This is a genomic window from Aeromonas sp. QDB17 (assembly GCF_027705305.1).
GTDB classification, from domain to species: domain Bacteria; phylum Pseudomonadota; class Gammaproteobacteria; order Enterobacterales; family Aeromonadaceae; genus Aeromonas; species Aeromonas caviae.
Genome location: NZ_JAPDBP010000012.1, coordinates 63,498 through 82,638 on the forward strand (window position 1 = coordinate 63,498; position 19,141 = coordinate 82,638).

Below are 19,141 nucleotides of genomic sequence, written 5' to 3' on the forward strand. Positions count from 1 at the left end.
CCCCAGGCGCTCATTCAGATATGCCAGTGTTGATGCCGCAATGCCTTGAAACCGTGTTGGGTTTGCAGGGCCGCATGCTTGGGGTACTCACTAATGAAATGTGCTATTCCCTCCATCAGTTGTGAACGCAGCGAAGACACGGGCTCATGCCAGGCTTGCAGGCAGAGATGACCAGGGATCAGCTGCTCTCGATACGCTTCCAGCAGCGATTCCGGCCAGGGCTCGATATGGGAATCGTGACGCAGTAAATAGTGGGCGGCGGGTTCACGGGCATAGATGAACTGAACTTGGGCCAGGTCGCGTTGGCTTAGCGTTTGGCTGCCGATATGGCAAGTCAGATATTTTCCCGTCTTCAGATTCAGGAAGTGACCGCGTTGCCGACAGGCAATGATGCGATACCAAGGCAGGGGTGAACAGAGAGAATACCCCTCCAGCTCCTGTTCCAACCAGTGACGGCACTCTGGGGTCTGCACTTCTTCGCGCATGGCCTCAAGTCGTGTCAGCAAGGCTCTGGATGGTTGGGTAGCCAGTGTCGCGCTCATCGTCTGCAATCCTCCCTCTGCACAGAATCCCGACTTTCAGTATGGACCCTGAGCGGAGGAGGGGGTAAGAATTCTAATGATTAAAATCAGCTTAGAAGCGCACTTTTTATGCAATAAAAACCATTAGCCGACGAGGTAGGTGCCCGTGCCGAAGGCGATGTGGGTGCCCTCTTCGTTGTGCAGCTCCATGCGGGCGACCGCGACCTTGCTGCCTGCCCGGATGATGTGGGCGGTGGCGATGAACTCGTTGCCGCGACCGGGACGAAGATAGTCCACCCGCAGATCGATGGTGCCAAGCCGCGAGAAGCGCTCCTTGAGATAGCTGGGGGAGAAGTCCTCCAGCTCGTCGATGCAGGAGGCTGCGACTATCATGCCGCCCGCCACGTCGAGCAGGCTGGCGGTGACGCCGCCGTGCAGTATGTTGTGGAAAGGGTTGCCGATGAGCTTCTGTTCCATCTTGATGCGCAGCTCCACCTTGTCGAAGTCGTAGTGGGTGACTTGCATGCCGATCAGCTTGTTGAAGGGCATCTTTTCGGCGAACAGGTTGGCTATGCCACTGAGCGCCATCTTCTTGAGCATCTGTTTCATTCCTTGAGTCCGCCCTGTCATCAAAGCCGAGTAAAAACTCCAGCCAGTCTGCAACACTTCCTTAACACTCGCAATGGCAGGTTTATTGTGGGCGGCGGCTGCTTTAGAATGGCGACCCCAAAGGAGAGCCCATGACCGTCATTGCCGAAACCCTGCCTGACCCTCAGCCAGAGAATCCCCTTGCCTTGTTGCAGGCGGTGTTTGGCTATCAGCAGTTTCGGCCGGGCCAGCTCGAGATCATCGAGCAGATAGTGGCAGGGCGCGATGCCCTGGTGCTCAAACCCACCGGCGGCGGCAAGTCGCTTTGCTACCAGATCCCGGCGCTGCTGCGACCTGGGCTCGGGGTGGTGGTCTCCCCCCTCATCTCGCTGATGAAGGATCAGGTCGACACCCTTCGTGCCAACGGCGTGGCGGCGGTCTACATCAACTCGGCCCTGAGCCGGGAGGAGATGATCCAGAACTTTGCCGCCATGCGCCGAGGCGAGATCAAGCTGGTTTATGTGTCCCCCGAGCGTTTGCTGCAGCACGAGTTCATGGACCGGTTGGCGGAGCTGCCGCTCGGCCTGTTCGCCATCGACGAGGCGCACTGCGTCTCCCAGTGGGGGCACGATTTTCGGCCGGAATATGCGGCGCTGGGACGGCTCAAGCAGTGGTTCCCCCAGGTGCCCGTGGTGGCGCTCACCGCCACCGCCGACGAGGCGACCCGCAGCGACATGCTGCACCGGCTGGAACTGAACGATCCCTTCATCCACACCGCCAGCTTCGATCGGCCCAATATCCGCTACAGCCTGGTGGAAAAGTTCAAGGCGGCCGAGCAGCTGCTGCGCTACGTGCAGAGCCAGAAGGGCAACTGCGGTATCGTCTACTGCTCCAGCCGCAACCGGGTGGAGGAGGTGGCCGAGCGGCTCTCCCGCCACGGCTGCAAGGCGGCACCCTATCATGCAGGGCTGCCGCTGGAGCTGCGCCAGCAGACCCAGGAAGCCTTCCTCAAGGATGACATCGAGATCGTGGTGGCGACGGTGGCGTTCGGCATGGGCATCGACAAGCCCAACGTGCGCTTCGTGGTGCACTACGACATTCCGAAGAACATCGAATCCTACTATCAGGAAACCGGCCGTGCCGGGCGCGACGGCACCCCGGCCGAGGCGCTGCTGCTCTACGATCCCGCCGACATCGGTCGGGTTCGCCGGCTGCTCGACAACATCGAAAACCCACAGCAGTTGCAGGTGGAGCAGTACAAGCTCAACGTGATGGCGGCCTTCGCCGAGGCGCAGACTTGCCGCCGTCAGGTGCTGCTCAACTACTTCGGCGAGTACAACGACAAGCCGTGCGGCAACTGCGACATCTGCCTCGATCCGCCCCAGAGTTATGACGGCACCGAAGATGCCCAGAAGGCGCTCTCCTGCGTCTGGCGGGTGGGACAGAATTTCGGGATCGGTTATGTGGTGGAGGTGCTGCGCGGATCGCTGAACCAGCGCATCAAGGATCACGGTCACGACAAGCTGTCGACCTACGGCATCGGCAAGGATCAGAGCCACGAATACTGGATGAGCGTCATCCGCCAGCTGATCCACAAGGGGTTGCTGACCCAGAACATCACCCGCAATCTGGTGTTGCAGCTGACCGAAGCGGCTCGACCCGTGCTGCGTGGCGAGATGAAGCTTGAACTGGCAGTCCCCCGCCTGCAGCCCATCTCCAGTCGCAAGGAGAAGCGCAACGGCCTGCTCGACAACGCCAACTATGACAAGCGGCTGTTCAAGGAGCTGCGCGCCCTGCGCAAGCAGATCGCCGAGGATGAAGAGGTGCCGCCCTATGTGGTGTTCAACGATGCGACTCTGGTGGAGATGGCGCAGCTCATGCCGATGACCGAGGAGGAAATGCTGGCGGTCAACGGTGTCGGTCACCGCAAGCTGGAGCGCTTCGGTGAGGCCTTTATGGACCTGATCATCGACTACTGCCGCCGGTAGGGTCGGCCCTGGTAGACCTTGTCATCGACCGCAGCAGGCCCAGGCCGGTAGGCTGGCACAACACACAGTGAAAAGGCGCCCGTTGATCGGCGCCATGCATTATTTGAGGTTGGCGTAATAGGCCGCCAGATTCTCCATGTCCGCCTCGGTCAGCATCGCCATGAAGGGAACCATCAGCGGCTCGGTACGGGAACCCTCCTTGAACGCTTTCATCTGCTTGAGCAAATAGGCCTGGTTCTGGCCCGCGAGGTGGGGGTAGGTCGGGACGCTCGCCTTGCCATCCGCGCCATGACAGGCGGCACAGACCACGGATTTGGCCTTGCCTGCGTCTATGTCGGCCGCCTTGGCCTGATGGCCCCAGGCAAGCGCCAGCAGGGGCAGGGTATAGACCCACTTTGGCATCGTCTTCTCCTTGAAATGAATAATCGTGATCGCCTGTTAGCCTCGACGAGCCGACGGCGGTATAAAGAGTGACACGAGCATACGCAGGGACAACCCCCATCACCATGAAGTTGATCAACACTTTTGCCACCGAACTCCCCTGGGCTTGCGAGCCTGTTGCTCCGCAGCCGCTGCATGGCCCCAGATTGCTGCATCTGAACCGTGCGCTGCTTGGGGAGCTGGGGCTCGGGGAGGTGAGCGAGGCGCAGTGGCTCGCTTGTTGCGGCCAGGGGCAGCCCCTGCCGGGCATGCAGCCGGTGGCTCAGGTCTATGCGGGCCACCAGTTCGGTGGTTACAGCCCGCGCCTCGGGGATGGCCGCGCCCTGCTGCTGGGGGAGCAGCTGGCGCCGGATGGCAGCCGCTGGGACCTGCACCTGAAAGGGGCGGGCAAGACGCCATTCTCCCGCTTCGGCGACGGCCGTGCCGTGCTGCGCTCCAGCATTCGCGAGTACCTGGCTTCCGAGGCGCTGCATGCCCTCGGCATTCCCACCACCCGGGCTCTGGTGCTGCTGGGCAGTGACGAGCCTGTCTACCGGGAGCTGGTGGAGAGCGGGGCGACCGTGCTGCGCACCGCGCCGAGCCATCTGCGCTTCGGTCACTTCGAGTATTTCGCCTGGAGCGGGCAGGGGGAGAAGATCCCCGCCCTCATCGACTATGCGCGGCGTTACCACTTCCCCGAGCTGGCCGATGGCGCCGAGCTGTTTGCCGAAGTAGTGCGCCGCACCGCGCGGCTCATCGCCAAGTGGCAGGCGGCGGGGTTCTGTCACGGGGTGATGAACACCGACAACATGTCCCTGCTCGGGCTGACCCTGGATTACGGCCCCTATGGTTTCATCGACGCCTATGTGCCGGACTTCGTCTGCAACCACTCGGATCCGGATGGTCGCTATGCGCTGGATCAGCAGCCTGCGGTCGGATACTGGAACCTGCAGAAGCTGGCGCAGGCGCTGGCCGGTCATGTGGATGGCGACGCGCTCGCGTCGGCCCTGGCCCAGTACGAGCACCAGCTGATGTTGCACTACTCCGAGCTGATGCGCGCCAAGCTGGGGCTGGCGGTGTGGGAAGAGGAGGATCCGGCGCTGTTCCGCGAGTTGTTCCGGCTGCTGGCGGCGCACAAGGTGGACTACCACCTCTTCCTGCGACGTCTCGGTGAGGTGACGCGAGAGGGAGCGTGGCCCGCCAGCCTGCTGGCCCTGTTGCCCGATCCTGCCGTCTGGCAGGGGTGGCTTGAGGCCTATCGGGCACGCCTCGCCCGGGAAGGGAGCGTGGATGGTGTGCGCAAGGGGCAGATGGACGCAGTCAATCCCAAGTATGTGCTGCGCAACGCCCTGGCCCAGCAGGTGATCGAGGCGGCAGAGCAGGGCGACATGGCGCCGTTCGAGCGGCTGTTTGCGGCCCTGCAGCACCCCTATGATGAGCAAGCCGAATACGAGGATCTCGCCACCCCGTCCCCCGCATGGTATTGCGGGGGCGAGCTCTCGTGCAGCAGTTGAGGAGCAACGGATGCACTGGCGTATCACGCAGACAGACAGGGAAGCCGGGGTGGTGATGCTGACCTGCCCGGGCCTTGACTGGGACAGCTTCCCGACTCTGGCAGAGGCCCTGTTGCAGGAGTGGGAGCTGGCGGCACTCGAGCGGGAGTGGGGGGCGGATCGCCACAGCTGGCTGCTGGAGTTTGAAGGCAGCCGCTTTCGGCTCGAGTACGAACATTACAGTGGCTGCTGGCTGGCGGCGGTGCAGCCGGACGGCGCGGAGGCGCTGCTCTGGCTGGCTCGGCAGTCCCGGGAGTGAGCTTGGCGTGCGATGCGAGTCAATCCCTTGAGATAACCGCATAAAGATTGAACTATCAATTTTGGGGCGTATAATCTCGCCCCTTGATTATCGCCATGGTGGCGATATGGGTTCCCTAACCCCATTAACCAAAAAGGTCACAATATGAACCTGACTCCGGCTCAGTACCAGACGGCACTGATGCGTCTCTCGTTGTTCCACATCCTGATCATTGCCAGCAGCAACTACCTGGTGCAGCTGCCGATCACCATCTTTGGCTTCCACACCACCTGGGGTGCCTTCAGCTTCCCGTTCATTTTCCTGGCCACCGATCTGACGGTGCGGATTTTCGGCGCAGGCCTGGCGCGCAAGATCATCCAGACCGTGATGCTGCCGGCATTGACCGTGTCCTACGTGCTCTCGGTACTCTTCTTCGAAGGGAGCTTCCAGGGGGTGGGCAATCTGGCAGAGTTCAATCTCTTTGTTGCCCGGATCGCGTTAGCCAGCTTTATGGCCTATCTGGTGGGCCAGTTCATGGACGTGGTGGTGTTCAACCGCCTGCGCCTGCTGAAAGCCTGGTGGGTGGCTCCGGCGGCCTCCACCCTGTTCGGCAATCTGGTGGATACCATCGCCTTCTTCAGCATCGCCTTCTGGCGCAGCACGGATCCCTTCATGGCCGAGCACTGGGTCGAGATCGCGACCGTGGATTACGTATTCAAGTTGCTGATAAGTCTTGGGTTGTTTGTGCCGCTTTACGGTGTGCTGCTGCGCTATCTCAGCCGCAAGCTGGTGGGGGAGGCCGGATTGGCTGGCCTGCAAGCTGCTACGCGACAAGCCTGATGAGATTGACCACCCCCATGGGTGGTCAATTTTTTTGCGATCTTCGCAAATAAGGCTTGCACAGTTAAATGAGAATGATTATTGTTACCTTGTTTTCCGGGAAAGACTTCATTTGTTCCAACGTGATGGACTTCTTGTGAAGGCACGACATTGCTCACATTGCTTCCAGTTAAGGGGCCAGTAGTTTACTGGCCCTCTTTTTTGCGTCTTTTCCGCCATCAGCGGGCATAAAAAATGGGAGCCAGGGCTCCCATTTTCACTCAGCGCTGTTTACTCGATGTCGAGGGCATCGGGGGAGAGGATCACCCCTGTGGTATCGGCATAGAGGTGGTCATCCGGCAGGAAAGTGACGCCGCCGAAGTTGACCGGCAGATCGGTTTCCCCGATATCCTTGCTGTCGGCGCCCACCGGAATGGCGGCCAGGGCCTGAATACCGATGTCGAGATCTTCCAGGATATCGACCTCACGGACGCAACCGTAGCAGACGATCCCTTCCCACTCATTTTCCGCCGCCGTGGTGGCGATCTCGCTATCGATCAGGGCACGACGCATGGAGCCGCCACCGTCGATCAACAGCACGCGACCAACGCCGTTCTCTTTGACGAGTTCACGGATCAGGCCGTTTGATTCGAAGCATTTGACTGTGGTGATGACGCCGCCGAAAGAGGCGCGGCCGCCGAAGGAGCAGAGCATGGGTTCGAGCACATCCACCATGTCCTGATAGATGTCGCACAGTTCTGAAGTGTTGTATTCCATTGTGTCAGATCCACCGCTGGAAACAGGTGGATCCAGTATAAGGAGTGGGGTTGGCATTTCAACGACTATTCCTTGCCCAGTGGCGGGAAATGCCGTTTTTGCGCGAAAGCGGCCCCGCGTCTTGGCAGGAGCCGCAGACGGTCAGCCTCTGGCCCTAGAGCAGGAACAGGGTCGCCAGCCCCAGGAAGATGAAGAAGCCGCCGGTGTCGGTGATGGCGGTGATCATCACGCTGGCCCCCACCGCAGGGTCGCGCCCCAGCCGGCTCATGGTCATGGGGATGATGACCCCCATCAGGGCCGCCACCAGCAGGTTGAGGATCATGGCGAGCGTCATCACGCCCCCCAGCGCCGCATCCTGATAGAGCAGGAAGGTGGCGATGCCCATGATGCCGCCCCACACCAGGCCGTTGATCAGGGCCACCCCCAGCTCGCGCCACAGCAGGAAGGAGACGTTGCCGGTCTGGATATGCTGCAGCGCCAGCGCCCGCACTATCATGGTGATGGTCTGGTTGCCGGTGTTGCCGCCGATGCCGGCGACGATGGGCATCAGGGCCGCCAGCGCCACCAGCTGGGAGATGGTGTGCTCGAACAGGCCGATCACCCGCGACGCCACGAAGGCGGTGCAGAGATTGATGGCGAGCCAGGCCCAGCGGGTCTTGACCGCCTTGGAGACGGGGGCGAACACGTCTTCTTCCTCGCTGATCCCCCCCATGCGGCGCAGGTCGGTGTCACTCTCCTCATAGACCAGATCCACCACCTCGGCGACGGTGAGCCGGCCCATCAGCTTGCCCCTGGCATCCACCACGGCGGCGGAGACCAGGTCGTCCCGCTCGAAGGTGCGGGCGGCGGCCTCGTCGTTGTCTTCCGGATCGAAGGTGACCGGATCCTTCTCCATCGCGTCGCTCACCAGGGTTTCGGGCTTGTGCAGCAGCACGGCGGTGAGGGGCAGCTCCCCCTGCAGCCGGTTGCGCCGATCGGTGACGAACAGCTTGTCGGTGTTCTCGGGGATCTGGCCGCGCAGGCGCAGATAGCGCTGGACGGTGGCCAGGGTCACGTCGGGCCGCACCGTGATGAGCTCGAAGTCCATCATGGCGCCGACGGTGTGCTTGCCGTAGCGGATCACCTCCCGCACCTTGTCCCTGTCCACCGGCGCCATGGAGGTGAGCAGCCGCCCCATCAGGTTGCGGGGCAGGTGCTGGCCCAGGTAGATCTGGTCGTCGATGTCGAGGGTGCTCAGGGCGTGCAGCAGCTCCTTGTCGCTCATGCCGCTGATGAGGCTGTCCCACACCGTCTCCGACGCCTCCACCAGGATCTGGCCGTGCTTGTCTGCATCCACTTGCTGCCACAGCACGTGGCGCTCGTCCGGCGGCAGGGACTCCAGCGCATCGGCGATATCGGCGGCGGGCAGGCTGTTGACCAGCCGGGTCAGCTCGCTGGTCTGGTCCCGAAGCGCTGCGTCCTGCTCCCCTTGCGGGTCGAGCAGGCTCTCGGTGAGGGCGTCATCGGCCAGCAGCAGCGTGAGGATGCGGGCTCTGTCGTGTTCACGCTGTTTGGCGCTGTTCTTGGGGGGGAGGGACATGAAGCAGAATTCCTGAATTCGGTGATCCGGCGGACAGTCCCCATAGGATACCAGACTCAAAACAAGAGGTTATGACAGTAAATGCAGAAAAAGAAACGCCACCCGAGGGTGGCGTTGGAATGGATGCAGCGATCAGGCCGAGGCCAGGGCCGCGTCGGCGGTGCATTCTTGCCCGAACCAGGCAAGCTGGTCCGCCAGGGTCACCACCGAACCCACCATGATGAGGGCCGGGCTCTCGACCCCCACCGCCAGCGCGGGCAGCTCATCGAGAGTGCCGCGAATGACCCGCTGGCAGGGCTGGGTGCCGCGCTCGATCAGCGCCACCGGGGTGTCGCCTGCCTTGCCGTGGGCCAGCAGCTGCTCACGGATGGTGGCGCAGGAGGAGAGCCCCATGTAGAAGACCAGCGTTTGCCGATCTTTGGCCAGCAGCGGCCAGTCGAGATCCCGGGCGCCCCCCTTGCCGTGCGCCGTAACGAAGCGAACGCTCTGGGCGTGGTCGCGGTGGGTAAGTGGAATACCGGCGTAGGCGGCGCAGCCGCTGGCCGCGGTGATCCCCGGCACCACCTGAAAGCCGATGCCTGTGCCGACCAGTGTCTCCAGCTCCTCGCCGCCACGGCCGAAGATAAAGGGGTCGCCCCCCTTCAGCCGCACTACCCGCTGCCCCTTCTTGGCCTCTTCCAGCAAGAGCTGGTTGATCCCCTCCTGCGGCACGCAGTGGTTGCCCGCCTGCTTGCCGACGAAGATGCGCTTGGCGTCGCGGCGCACCAGCGCCATCACCTCGTCCGAGACCAGCCGGTCATAGACCACCACGTCGGCCTGCTGCATCTGGCGCAGGGCGTGCAGGGTGAGCAGACCCGGATCGCCGGGGCCGGCACCGACCAGCACCACTTCGCCAGCGGTCTGGCTTTCGTCGGCAAACAGATTGTCGGCCAGCTGATTGGCCGAAGCGTGATCGCCCCGTGCCAGCGCCTGCCCGAGCCGGTCCGCTCCGAGCAGCCGTTCCCAGAAGCGGCGCCGTTCTCCCATGATGGCGAAGCGCGCCTTGACCCGCTCCCGCAGGCTGCCGGCGAAGGTCGCCACGGCCCCCAGATGCTGCGGCAGCAGGGCTTCGAGTTTTTCCCGCAGCAAGCGAGCCAGCACCGGCGCCTTGCCGCCGGAGGAGATGGCCACCATCAGCGGCGAGCGATCGATGATCGACGGCATGATGAAGCTGGAGCGCTTCGGATCGTCCACCACGTTGGCAAAGATCCGCGCCTGATTGGCGCTCTGGTAGACCAGGGCGTTCACCTCGCGCCGATCGGTGGCGGCCACCACCAGCCACTTGCCAGTCAGTTGCTGCGGCGCGAATTCACCGGCCAGCCACTCGATGCTACCGTTGGCAGCCAGTTCCGCCAGCTCTGGGTCGAGATCGGGCGCGACCACGGTGAGCTGGGCACCGGCATCCAGCAGCAGGCGCGCCTTGCGCTGTGCTACCTCGCCGCCGCCGACCAGCAGCACGGGTTTGTTGTCGAGTCGGCAAAAGATGGGCAAGTAGTCCATGGGGCCTCCTGATCAGGCGGTTTGGGTCTGGCTGGCAGTGGTGGTGGCGTCGCTCACCGCGACCGGGCGCTCAGCCTTGGGGGTGGCATACCAGTAGCCGAGGCCCATGAAGAGGGCACCGGAGACGGTGTTGCCCAGGGTCACCCACAGCAGGTTGTGGCCGATGCCGCTCAGGGTGTAGGCCTCCGAGTGGGCGCCAAACCAGGAGAGGGCGAACAGGGTCATGTTGGCGACCGAATGCTCGTAGCCGGAGGCGATGAAGGCGAGCAGGCACCACCAGATGGCGATGAACTTGGCGGCACCCTCGGTGCGCAGCGCCATCCAGATGGCGAGGCAGACCAGCCAGTTGCAGAGGATCCCCTTCATAAACAGGGTCAGCGCCGGTGCCTGGGTCTTGGCCAGCGCCACCTTGTGGGCCAGACTGCCTGCGTCCGGCAGCAGGCTGCCGCCGTAGGAGTAGATGAGCGCCACCACGATGGAGCCAATCAGGTTGCCCGCCCAGGTCTGCGGCAGGATGCGCAGCAGGTCGGCCATGGTGATCTTGCCCGTTTTCACCCCGAAGGTGAGGAACATGGTGTGGCCGGTAAACAGCTCGGAGCCGGCGATGACAACTAAGGTCAGGGCGATGCCAAAGGTGGCCCCCATCACCAGCGGACGGATGGCGGGATCCACCAGGTTGCCCAGGGTGAAGATGAGGATGATGCCAAGGCCAACATAGGCCCCCGCCATGGCCGAGCTGAGCCAGAAGCCGAGCTTGTCGCTGCGCTCGAAGCGATTGATGCGGGCCGCGTTGGCGGCGCACTTGTTGATGGTTTCGGTATACATCTTTGTTTCCTTCAAGAGGGCCGCCCGCGGGCAGCCCTGACTGTTTTTTAACCCACTCCCTGCCTCCCCCTTGTCAAGGGGGAGGGGCTTTTTGCTCCCTCCCCTGTGAAGGGGAGGGCCGGGGTGGGGTCTGGTGTTAGACGGCGACCCAGACCTGCTGGTCGCGCACTTCAACGGGGTAGCTCTGCACCGACATCTCAGGGTCGTCGAAACAGTGGCCGTCGCTCAGGCGAAAGCGCTGCTTCTTGAGCGGGCTGGCCACCCAGAGCTCGCCGTCGTGTTCGCAAATCAGGCCCCGCGACAGCACGTTGGCGGTGAAGAAGGGATCCCGGTTGTCGATGGCGAACACCTCGGCGGCCGCGCTCGGGCGGAACAGAGCGATCTGACGACCCTCGATCAGAGCGCAGACGCCGGTGCCCGGCAGGATGTCGTTGAGTTGGCAGGCAAGTTTCATCATTTGGTTTTCACCTCGATCTGGTAGACGGGGATGCGCTCGGCCGGAGTGGCGGGTCTGTGCTGGTCGCGTTCGCTGGCGAACTGAACGTCCGGGTCGCGCTTGTCGCTGTTGATGAAGTGGCTGAAGCGCTTGAGCGCCTCCTCTTCGTTGAGGGTGCGCGACCATTCGCACTCGTAGCTGTCGATAAGGGTCTGGATATCACGCTCCAGCGTCTCGGCCAGCCCCAGCTTGTCGTCGACGATCACCTCGCGCAGGTAGTCGACGCCCCCTTCCAGATTGCCGAGCCAGACCGAGGTGCGCTGCAGTTTGTCGGCGCTGGTGACGTAGAACATCATGAAGCGGTCGATCAGCTTGATGAGGGTCTCGCGGTCGAGGTCAGACGCCAGCAGGTCGGCGTGGCGCGGCTTCATACCGCCGTTGCCGCCCACATAGAGGTTCCAGCCCGCGTCGGTGGCGATGATGCCGACATCCTTGCCCTGGGCCTCCGCACATTCGCGGGTACAGCCGGAGACGCCGAACTTCATCTTGTGGGGGGTGCGAATCCCCTTGTAGCGGTTCTCGAGGAAGACCCCGAGGCCAACGCTGTCCTGCACGCCGAAGCGGCACCAGGTGCTGCCGACGCAGGTCTTGGCCATACGCAGCGCCTTGGCGTAGGCCTGACCGGTCTCGAATCCGGCTGCCAGCAGCTTGCGCCAGATGGCGGGCAGGTCATCCTTCTGGGCCCCGAACAGACCGATGCGCTGGGCGCCGGTGATCTTGGTGTAGAGCTTGTAGTCGCGGGCCACTTCGGCCACCGCCAGCAGCCCTTCCGGAGTCACTTCGCCACCGGCCATGCGCGGGATGACGGAGTAGCTGCCGTCCTTCTGCATGTTGCCGAGGAAGATGTCGTTGGTGTCCTGCAGCGGGATATTGCGCGGGCTCAGCACATGCTCGTTCCAGCAGGAGGCGAGGATGGAGCCGACGGTCGGTTTGCACACCTCGCAGCCATAGCCCTGACCGTGCTTGGCCAGCAGCTCGTCGAAGCTCCTGATCCCCTCCACCTTGACCAGATGGAACAGCTCCTGACGGGAGTGGGGGAAGTGGGCGCAGAGGTGGTTGTTGACCTCGATGCCCTGCTTCACCAGTTCGGCGTTGAGCACCTGACTGATGAGCGGCACGCAGCCGCCGCAGCCGGTACCGGCCTTGGTGTGCTGCTTGATGGCGGCAAGGGTGGTGTGACCCTCGGCCACCGCCTTGGCGATGTCGCCCTTGGAGACGTCGAAGCAGGAGCAGATCTGGGCGCTTTCCGGCAGGGCATCCACCCCCAGCGTCGGCTTGGCACCGGCGTAGGCGGGCAGGATCAGGGTGTCCGGGTGGCTCGGCAGCGGCAGGGCGTTGAGCATCATCTGCAGCAGGTTGCCGTAATCTTCCACGTCACCCACCAGCACGGCGCCGAGCAATCGGCTGTTGTCTTCGCTCACCACGATCTTCTTGTAGACACCGGCCTGATCGTCCTGGAACACATAGCTGTGGCTGCCCGGGGTGCGGCCGTGGGCATCACCGATGGAGCCGACGGAGACGCCGAGCAGCTTGAGCTTGGCGCTCATGTCCGCCCCTTCGAAACTGCTGTCGCCGCCGAGCAGATGGTCGACGGTGATCTGGGCCATCTTGTAGCCCGGTGCCACCAGCCCGAAGAAGCGGCCCTGCCAGGCGGCGCACTCGCCGATGGCATAGATGTCGGGGTCTGAGGTGAGGCAGTGATCATCGATGACGATGCCGCCGCGCTCGGCGATGGCGAGATCACCGTAACGGCCGAGGGTATCTTGCGGGCGAATGCCGGTGGAGAAGACCACCACGTCCACTTCCAGCTGGCTGCCATCGGCAAAGGCGAGGCGGTGTTTCGCCTGCTCGCCGCCATGCATCAGGATCTCGCTGGTGCTTTTGCTGGTGTGTACCTGAACGCCCATGGATTCAATCTTGCGGCGCAGCAGCTGGCCGCCCTGACCGTCGAGCTGCTCGGCCATCAGCACCGGAGCAAACTCCACCACATGGGTCTCGAGACCCAGCGCCTTGAGGGCGCCGGCGGCTTCGAGGCCAAGCAGGCCGCCCCCGATAACCACCCCGCTCTTGCCGCTCTTGGCGGCGCTGCGGATGGCTTTCAGATCCTCGATGGTGCGATAGACGAAGCACTCGTGGTGTTGACTGCCCTGGATGGGCGGCACCCAGGGGTAGGAGCCGGTGGCCAGTACCAGCTTGTCGTACTCGACCACAGTGCCCTTGTTGGAGTGCACTTCGCGGTTGGCCCTGTCGATTTTTTTCACCGCTTCGCCGAGCAGCAGGCGGATGCCGTGCTTGTCGTAGAAACCGGGTTTGACGAGGGAGAGATCTTCGCTGGTGTGGTGGGAGAAGTAGGAGGAGAGATGGACGCGATCGTAGGCGGGACGGGGTTCTGCACCGAAGACGGTGATCTCGTAGCGGCCCGGATCGGCCCGCTCGATCAGCTCTTCGATGAAGCGGTGCCCCACCATGCCGTTGCCCACAACGACCAGTCTGACTTTGCTCATAGTTGCCTCAAGTTTGGAGTAATAAAACATCATTCTGGGGCTAGGCTACCCAGTCAGTCGGGGCGGGCGATTGATGCAAATCAAGTGTCTATTTATATATCTCCTCAGGGGTAATTCGAGAAAATTCAATACTATACAAAAATAGGTATACCAGTTAATGATTTCTGGGCTGGCTCGGGGTGAGGGATGGTGGAGGGAAAGCCCGGTTTACCAACTGTCGGGGAGTGAAAACTTATGTCGGAAAAAGGCCGGTCTCGCACTGGCGAGACCGGTATCAATGGGCATCAGCTGAGCAAGGTGGCGAGTCAGACGATATGGCGGCGGAACATGGCGAGCGCCAGCGACAGGGTGACGCCGGCGATGGCGAGCAGGGGCCAGATCAGGGGCCAGGCGGCCGACCAGCCGAGCCCCTTCAAAAAGACCCCCTTGAGCAGCACGATGAAGTGGGTGAGGGGGTCGATGGCCGCCAGCCATTGGAACACCTGGGGCATGTTCTCCACCGGCGAGATATAGCCCGAGAGGATCACCGCCGGCACGGTGAAGGAGAAGACCCCGAGAAAGGCCTGTTGCTGGGTCGAGCAGAACGACGAGATGAAGAGCCCGATCCCGGCCAGTGCCAGGCCGTAGCAGACCATGCCCGCCAGCAGCAGACTGAGGCTCCCCGCGAAGGGGAGGTGAAAGACAAAACGGGCGGCCAGCGCGACTATGCACCCTTGTCCCACCGCCACCAGGATGCCGGGCACCGCCTTGCCCGCCATGATCCAGCCTGCGGTGAGGGGGGAAACCAGCAGCTGATCGAAGGTGCCCTCCTCCCGCTCCCGCGCGACCGAGAGGGCTGTGACGATAAGACAGCCGGTGGTGGTGATGATGGCCACCAGGGCCGGCAGGATATGCCAGTGGAACTCGATATTGGGGTTGTAGAGGTTGCGCACCGCGAGGGTCGGCGGCGCCTTGCCTGCGTTCCCTTCTTCATTCTGCCAGCGGGCGATCACCTGACTGATGTAGCCCGCCGCCACCTGACCCCCGTTAGAGCGGCGGCCATCGATAATCAGCTGCACCTTGGCCGGTTCGCCCCGCGCCAGCCGGCGGGAGAAATCGCTCGGGATGACCAGACCGAGGAGCGCCTGCTGTCCGGTGATGGCCTCGGTCATGCCCGCCTCGCCTTGCACCGGGATGATGGTGGTGAAGGCGGGCATATGGGTGAGGCGCTCCAGCAGCTCGCGGCTCTGGGCTCCGCCATCCTGGTTGTAGATGGCCAGCGTGTTGCCGGTCACCTCCAGAGTGGCGGCGAACGGGAAGAGGGCGGTTTGCAGCAACACCGGCATGATGAGCAGAAAGCGCCCCTGGGTGTTGCCCATCAGGGCCTGCAGCTCTTTTCGGATCAGCCACCAGAGTCGGATCAGCATGGGTTACTCCAGAGTGCGCCGCGTCTTGCGGGCGGTCAGGGCCAGCCAGAAACCGGCCAGCAGCAGCAGACAGAAACCGTTGACCAGCAGGATCGAGAAGACGCTGCCCGCCTGATAGAGGGTCTGCAAGGAGCTCGCGAAGTAACGGGCCGGAATGAGGTGGGTGATGGCCCGAAGCAGCGGTGGCATGCTGGCGATCTCGAACACGAAGCCCGACAGCATCACCGCGGGCAGAAACGCAGCGATCAGCGCAGCCTGCGCGGCATTGAACTGGCTGCGCATCACGGTGGAGAGGAACAGCCCGAGCCCGAGGGCGCTGCCGAGAAAGACGCTGGTGACCAGAAAGAGCAGCAGCAGGGAGCCGCGCCAGGGCACGCCCATCACCGCCACCGAGAAGAGCAGGCAGAGCAGCATGGCGATGATGCCAAGGCCATAGTAGGGCAGCAGCTTGGAGAGCAGCAGCTCTGTCCTGGTCACCGGGGTGGCGAGCAGCGCCTCCATGGTGCCGCGCTCCCACTCCCGCGCCACCACCAGGGAGGTGAGCAGGGCGCCTATGATGGTCATCACAACCGCAATGGAGCCCGGCACCAGAAAGTTGCGGCTCACCAGCGCCGGGTTGAACCAGGCGCGACTCTCTATCGACACCGGCATGGCGACCCCCTCGCCAGCGAGCCACCCCTGCCAGATCCCCTGCACATAGTTGGTGACGAAGTTGGCGGTGTTGGGCTCGGAGCCGTCGGTCAGCAGCAGCGCCTGCGGCGCGCCATTGCCCTGACCGGCCATGGCGCGGGAGAAGCCGTCATCGATCACCAGCAGGCCGCGGATCTCGCCACGGGCCAGACTGGCGAGCAGGGACTCCTTGCTCGGGCCGCTGTGGATCTCCAGCGCGGTAGAGCCGCGCAGGGCCTGCTCCAGCCGCACCGCCGGGGCGCCGCTGTCGGTGCGCCAGATGCCGAGGCGCAGATGGTCCACATCCAGATTGATGGCGTAGCCCATCACCACCAGCAGCACCACCGGCATGATGAAGGCGATGAGGATGCTGCTCGGGTCACGGACGATTTGCAGCGACTCCTTGCGGCAGAGGGCCAGCAGTCGTCGACGGTTGATGCTCATGCGTCCTCCTCGCTGGCCCGCTCGACCAGGGTGATGAAGGCCTCTTCCATTGTTGGCAAAGAACAGGTCGGCAAGGAACCGGTTGGCAAAGAGGTCGCCGCCTCTTTGGCGGCCAGCCCCTTGAGCTCGTCCGGGGTGCCGAGGGCCAGCAGCTTGCCGCGATAGATGAGGGCAATGCGGTCGCAATACTCCGCCTCATCCATAAAGTGGGTGGTGACCAGCACGGTGACGCCGTGGTCGGCCAGCGCGTTGATGTGCGACCAGAACTCGCGCCGGGTCACCGGATCGACCCCGGAGGTGGGCTCGTCGAGAAACAGCAGCGGCGGCTCGTGCAGCAGGGCGCAGGCGAGCGACAAGCGCTGGCGCAGGCCGAGCGGCAGGGATTCCGCCTTCTGATCGAGCCAGGGGGCGAGGGCAAAGGCAGTCACCATGGCATCGATCCGCGTCTGCTGGTGGCGGCCGAACAGGCCGTAGATACCGGCGAAGAAGGAGAGGTTCTGCGCCACGGTGAGCTGCTTGTAGAGGGAGAACTTCTGCGCCATGTAACCGAGGCGCTGGCGTGCCGCCGAGGGGCTGTGGGCCAGATCGATGCCGGTCACCAGCGCCTGCCCCTCGCTCGGGCGCAGCAGGCCGCACTCCATCTTGAAGGTGGTGGACTTGCCCGCCCCGTTGGGGCCGAGCAGGCCGAAGATCTCGCCGCGGCGCACCGCAAAGCTGACATCATCGGTGGCGGCAAAATCGCCGAAGCGCTTGGTGAGGTGGCGCGCCTCGATCACCGCCTCGGGGGAGACCCCCTGCGGCAGTTCGGCTTCCCGCATCCCGGCTGCCAGACTCGACTCACCGCCGGGGCCGCCGCCGAGCAGGTCGATAAAGGCATCCTCCAGCCGGGGCTGGGCCGGTTGAAAGGCGCCGTTGGCGAGATGCAGCTCTGCCAGCGGTGGGGGCGTCCTGCCCGGGTGCAGCAGCAGGCGCACCCGCTCCCCCGCCACCGCGCCATCCATCACCGCCGGGTGAGCCAGTGCCCGGCGCAGCAGGGCGCGCCGCTCGCGGCCATCCAGTTGCCCTGCCTCCAGCAGCCAGCAGCGGCTGGCCATGGCCCCCATCAGATCGGCTGGCGTGCCGCTGGTGCGCACCTCGCCATCCGCCATCAGCAGCACGTGGTCGCACAGCTCCGCCTCATCGAGATAGGCGGTACTCCAGAGCACCGTCATCCCCCCTTTTGCCAGCTCGCGCACCATCTGCCAGAGGGCGCGGCGGGATATGGGATCGACTCCGACCCCCGGTTCGTCGAGCAGCAGCACATCCGGGGTGCCGAGCAGGGCGCAGGCCAGCCCGAGTTTCTGCTTCATCCCGCCAGAGAGCTTGCCCGCCGGCCTTGCGGTGAAGCGGGCGAGATCGGTGAAAGCGAGCAGCCGCGCGAAGGTGGGCGTGCGTTCGGGCTCCAGTACGCCGCGCAAGTCAGCGTAGAGGGTGAGGTTCTCCAGCACGCTGAGATCCTCGTAGAGGCCGAACTGCTGGGGCATGTAGCCGAGGCGCTGACGCAGCAGATCCCCCTCGCTCACCGGGTCCAGCCCCAGCACCCGGATGGTGCCCGCTTCGGGGATCAGCAGACCGGCCAGCAGGCGCAGCAAAGTGCTCTTGCCCGCGCCGTCGGGGCCGACCAGCCCGGTGATGCCGCCAGCCGGAATGGTGGCCGAGATGGCGTTGAGGGCGACCCGATCGCCAAAGCGTTTGGTGAGCCCCTCGAGGGAGATGGCGCAGCTCATGGGGCCAGCCTGACGGTGACCGGCATCCCTTGGCGCAGGGCCGGGTCGGGATCCTGTACCACGATGCGCAGCCGGTAGACGAGGTGGGTGCGAAGATCCGGCGTTTCCACCGATTTCGGAGTGAACTCGGCGGTGGGCGAGACAAATCCCACTACTCCGTGATAGGGCTGATCCGGCCGCGAGTCGGTGGTGAGCGTCACTTTGGCGCCGCTCGGGAAGTGGCCGAGCCAGGGCTCCTCCACATAGGCGCGCACCCAGACCGGCGCGGTCAGGGAGAGGTTGAAGGCGGTCGCTCCGCTCTGCACCATGCTGCCGTTCTCGATGGCGCGGCTGATGATGATGCCGTCGCTGGGGGTGGTCAGGCTGGCATCCGCCAGCGCCAGCTCGGCACTGGCGAGCGCCGCTTTGGCCCCTTCCAGCTGGGCATCGGACTGGGCGATTTCCTCCGGGCGGTAGCCGGTTTCGAGCTGGGCGAGCTGTTCGCGGGCCGAGCGCACCTGCGCCTGGGTCTGATCCCGCTGGGAGCGGGCAGTATCGAGCTGACCGCGGGAGATGGCGCCGGTGGCTGCCAATGCGCTCTGGCGGCGCCACTGCTGGTTGGCCTCCAGTGCAGCGGCGTCTGCGGCGGCCAGTGCGGCCCGGGCGCGGTCGGTCTCTTCGCTGCGATAGCCTTTGTGGATCAAGGCGTTGGCGGCAGTGAGCGCAGCCAGATTGGCGCGGGCGCTGTCGCGGCTGTGGGTGAGGGGAACCGGATCGAGGCGGGCCAGCAGTTGACCCGCTTTCACGCTATCCCCCTCATCGACCAGCACCTGATCGACGCGTCCGCCGACCCGAAAGGCCAGATTGACGTCGCGAATGTCGACGTTGCCGTAGAGGATGGAGCCGTCGGCCGGGCGCCCCTGCCACCAGAGGTAGCCACCGATAACGGTTAGCAGCAGGGCCACGATTGCAATGCGTTGTTTCATGCTGCTTCTCCTTGAGGATGGCTCTGCAGCCAGAGGTCACCACC

Annotated in this window: 17 protein-coding genes; 4 read left to right on the top strand and 13 right to left on the bottom strand. The window is 63.9% G+C overall.

Going from position 1 to position 19,141, the window contains the following annotated elements; all coding sequences use genetic code 11:
* Positions 1 to 14 precede the first annotated feature (14 nt).
* Together OKC41_RS11740 and OKC41_RS11745 are read right to left on the bottom strand one after the other, a co-directional pair.
* A complete protein-coding gene (locus OKC41_RS11740; protein WP_160836740.1) occupies positions 15 to 542 on the bottom strand; it encodes a hypothetical protein in 528 nt (175 codons plus the stop codon).
* 123 nt (positions 543 to 665) lie between these two features.
* Complete coding sequence (locus OKC41_RS11745; protein WP_039039661.1) at positions 666 to 1,130, bottom strand: thioesterase family protein; 465 nt, start codon at positions 1,128 to 1,130, stop codon at positions 666 to 668.
* Between the two features lie 131 nt (positions 1,131 to 1,261).
* Between OKC41_RS11745 and recQ the strand changes: the two genes are divergently transcribed.
* A complete protein-coding gene (gene recQ / locus OKC41_RS11750) occupies positions 1,262 to 3,097 on the top strand; it encodes an ATP-dependent DNA helicase RecQ (protein WP_041211967.1) in 1,836 nt (611 codons plus the stop codon).
* A gap of 99 nt (positions 3,098 to 3,196) precedes the next feature.
* Here the strand turns inward: recQ and OKC41_RS11755 are convergent, their stop codons facing one another.
* Positions 3,197 to 3,499, bottom strand: a complete 303-nt coding sequence (locus OKC41_RS11755; protein WP_109422054.1) for a cytochrome c — start codon at positions 3,497 to 3,499, stop codon at positions 3,197 to 3,199.
* Positions 3,500 to 3,603: 104 nt separating this feature from the next.
* On the opposite strand from OKC41_RS11755, the gene OKC41_RS11760 reads away from it, so the two are divergent.
* From OKC41_RS11760 to OKC41_RS11770, 3 genes are all read left to right on the top strand, one after another.
* Positions 3,604 to 5,031, top strand: a complete 1,428-nt coding sequence (locus OKC41_RS11760) for a YdiU family protein (protein ID WP_201895001.1) — start codon at positions 3,604 to 3,606, stop codon at positions 5,029 to 5,031.
* A gap of 10 nt (positions 5,032 to 5,041) precedes the next feature.
* Entirely contained in the window at positions 5,042 to 5,329 is a 288-nt protein-coding gene (locus tag OKC41_RS11765) for a DUF3630 family protein (RefSeq protein WP_201895002.1), read from the top strand.
* Between the two features lie 144 nt (positions 5,330 to 5,473).
* Entirely contained in the window at positions 5,474 to 6,148 is a 675-nt protein-coding gene (locus OKC41_RS11770) for a 7-cyano-7-deazaguanine/7-aminomethyl-7-deazaguanine transporter (protein WP_010676046.1), read from the top strand.
* Positions 6,149 to 6,418: 270 nt separating this feature from the next.
* On the opposite strand, the gene rraA is transcribed toward OKC41_RS11770, so the two are convergent.
* From rraA to hlyD, 10 genes are all read right to left on the bottom strand, one after another.
* Complete coding sequence (gene rraA, locus OKC41_RS11775) at positions 6,419 to 6,904, bottom strand: ribonuclease E activity regulator RraA (RefSeq protein WP_010676045.1); 486 nt, start codon at positions 6,902 to 6,904, stop codon at positions 6,419 to 6,421.
* Positions 6,905 to 7,058: 154 nt separating this feature from the next.
* Positions 7,059 to 8,483, bottom strand: a complete 1,425-nt coding sequence (mgtE, locus tag OKC41_RS11780) for a magnesium transporter (protein ID WP_010676044.1) — start codon at positions 8,481 to 8,483, stop codon at positions 7,059 to 7,061.
* Between the two features lie 132 nt (positions 8,484 to 8,615).
* Positions 8,616 to 10,022: a siroheme synthase CysG gene (cysG, locus tag OKC41_RS11785; protein WP_270672050.1), complete on the bottom strand. Its 1,407-nt coding sequence runs from the start codon at positions 10,020 to 10,022 to the stop codon at positions 8,616 to 8,618.
* A 12-nt stretch (positions 10,023 to 10,034) separates the two neighbouring features.
* Positions 10,035 to 10,847, bottom strand: a complete 813-nt coding sequence (gene nirC, locus OKC41_RS11790; protein ID WP_201888796.1) for a nitrite transporter NirC — start codon at positions 10,845 to 10,847, stop codon at positions 10,035 to 10,037.
* 136 nt (positions 10,848 to 10,983) lie between these two features.
* Positions 10,984 to 11,301, bottom strand: coding sequence for a nitrite reductase small subunit NirD (gene nirD, locus OKC41_RS11795; RefSeq protein WP_270672053.1), 318 nt, complete (start codon positions 11,299 to 11,301; stop codon positions 10,984 to 10,986).
* Complete coding sequence (gene nirB / locus OKC41_RS11800) at positions 11,301 to 13,847, bottom strand: nitrite reductase large subunit NirB (protein ID WP_270672051.1); 2,547 nt, start codon at positions 13,845 to 13,847, stop codon at positions 11,301 to 11,303. The genes nirD and nirB overlap by 1 nt, the downstream gene beginning before the upstream one ends.
* Before the next feature lie 305 nt (positions 13,848 to 14,152).
* Entirely contained in the window at positions 14,153 to 15,253 is a 1,101-nt protein-coding gene (locus OKC41_RS11805) for an ABC transporter permease (protein WP_201895006.1), read from the bottom strand.
* A 3-nt stretch (positions 15,254 to 15,256) separates the two neighbouring features.
* Positions 15,257 to 16,366: an ABC transporter permease gene (locus OKC41_RS11810; protein ID WP_201895007.1), complete on the bottom strand. Its 1,110-nt coding sequence runs from the start codon at positions 16,364 to 16,366 to the stop codon at positions 15,257 to 15,259.
* A complete protein-coding gene (locus OKC41_RS11815; RefSeq protein WP_201895008.1) occupies positions 16,363 to 18,132 on the bottom strand; it encodes an ATP-binding cassette domain-containing protein in 1,770 nt (589 codons plus the stop codon). The genes OKC41_RS11810 and OKC41_RS11815 overlap by 4 nt, the downstream gene beginning before the upstream one ends.
* On the bottom strand, positions 18,129 to 19,097 hold the full coding sequence (gene hlyD / locus OKC41_RS11820; protein ID WP_039039648.1) for a secretion protein HlyD: 969 nt from the start codon (positions 19,095 to 19,097) through the stop codon (positions 18,129 to 18,131). Before hlyD ends, OKC41_RS11815 begins: the two co-directional genes overlap by 4 nt.
* Between the last annotated feature and the right edge of the window lie 44 nt (positions 19,098 to 19,141).

Coding starts and splice junctions, on each gene's coding strand:
- OKC41_RS11765 (WP_201895002.1), top strand. CDS start 5,042: ATGCACTGGCGTATCACGCAGACAGACAGGGAAGCCGGGGTGGTGATG.
- OKC41_RS11810 (WP_201895007.1), bottom strand. CDS start 16,366: ATGAGCATCAACCGTCGACGACTGCTGGCCCTCTGCCGCAAGGAGTCG.
- recQ (WP_041211967.1), top strand. CDS start 1,262: ATGACCGTCATTGCCGAAACCCTGCCTGACCCTCAGCCAGAGAATCCC.
- nirC (WP_201888796.1), bottom strand. CDS start 10,847: ATGTATACCGAAACCATCAACAAGTGCGCCGCCAACGCGGCCCGCATC.
- OKC41_RS11760 (WP_201895001.1), top strand. CDS start 3,604: ATGAAGTTGATCAACACTTTTGCCACCGAACTCCCCTGGGCTTGCGAG.
- OKC41_RS11805 (WP_201895006.1), bottom strand. CDS start 15,253: ATGCTGATCCGACTCTGGTGGCTGATCCGAAAAGAGCTGCAGGCCCTG.
- OKC41_RS11815 (WP_201895008.1), bottom strand. CDS start 18,132: ATGAGCTGCGCCATCTCCCTCGAGGGGCTCACCAAACGCTTTGGCGAT.
- OKC41_RS11770 (WP_010676046.1), top strand. CDS start 5,474: ATGAACCTGACTCCGGCTCAGTACCAGACGGCACTGATGCGTCTCTCG.
- OKC41_RS11745 (WP_039039661.1), bottom strand. CDS start 1,130: ATGAAACAGATGCTCAAGAAGATGGCGCTCAGTGGCATAGCCAACCTG.
- nirB (WP_270672051.1), bottom strand. CDS start 13,847: ATGAGCAAAGTCAGACTGGTCGTTGTGGGCAACGGCATGGTGGGGCAC.
- rraA (WP_010676045.1), bottom strand. CDS start 6,904: ATGGAATACAACACTTCAGAACTGTGCGACATCTATCAGGACATGGTG.
- mgtE (WP_010676044.1), bottom strand. CDS start 8,483: ATGTCCCTCCCCCCCAAGAACAGCGCCAAACAGCGTGAACACGACAGA.
- hlyD (WP_039039648.1), bottom strand. CDS start 19,097: ATGAAACAACGCATTGCAATCGTGGCCCTGCTGCTAACCGTTATCGGT.
- OKC41_RS11755 (WP_109422054.1), bottom strand. CDS start 3,499: ATGCCAAAGTGGGTCTATACCCTGCCCCTGCTGGCGCTTGCCTGGGGC.
- cysG (WP_270672050.1), bottom strand. CDS start 10,022: ATGGACTACTTGCCCATCTTTTGCCGACTCGACAACAAACCCGTGCTG.
- OKC41_RS11740 (WP_160836740.1), bottom strand. CDS start 542: ATGAGCGCGACACTGGCTACCCAACCATCCAGAGCCTTGCTGACACGA.
- nirD (WP_270672053.1), bottom strand. CDS start 11,301: ATGAAACTTGCCTGCCAACTCAACGACATCCTGCCGGGCACCGGCGTC.